This is a genomic window from Streptococcus sp. oral taxon 431, from assembly GCF_023110115.1.
In the GTDB taxonomy this organism is placed as follows: domain Bacteria; phylum Bacillota; class Bacilli; order Lactobacillales; family Streptococcaceae; genus Streptococcus.
The window spans coordinates 1-547 of record NZ_JALDVP010000015.1; the positions used below are offsets into that span (position 1 = coordinate 1).

At 41.1% G+C, this 547-nt stretch carries 1 pseudogene; it reads right to left on the minus strand.

The features are described from left to right. Positions 1-547, minus strand: a pseudogene (locus M1F91_RS09100) (fibronectin-binding protein); the annotation flags it as partial.

Sequence of the window (547 nt, forward strand, 5' to 3'; positions counted from 1 at the left end):
GCTGGAACATCGTCATCCATTGGTACACTTGGATTACCTTCTGTAAACTTAGGTTTACCTGTTTGTGTCTTACCTTGGATATCTGTTGATGTAACATCTTCACCTGTTGGAACTACTGGAGTAATCTTAGGTGTGTAAGTTGTTTCTACAGCAGTACCGTTAGCATCTTTAGCTTGAACTTTAACTGGAACAACATCACCTGAGTATGTCTTGTCTGTTGGTGTAAATGTTACAACACCTGTTTCCTTATCAACTGTGAAAGTACCGATTTCTTTACCTTCTGGTGATTTAGCAACTACTGATACAGCTGGTTGACCATTTTCGTCAAGAAGAGTAATGGTATCCTTGTTGATTGGTGCAACTGGATCACCTTCTGTGAATGTAACAGTACCAGTTTGAACCACACCTTGAGGTGCAACTGATTCAGCTGGAGTTGCAGTTGGTGTTACTGGTGTAACAGTTGGTGTGTACTTAGCTGTTACTGGGGTACCGTTCTTATCTACACGTTTAACAGTCACGCCTGTTCCTGTTCCTGTGAATGATTTTT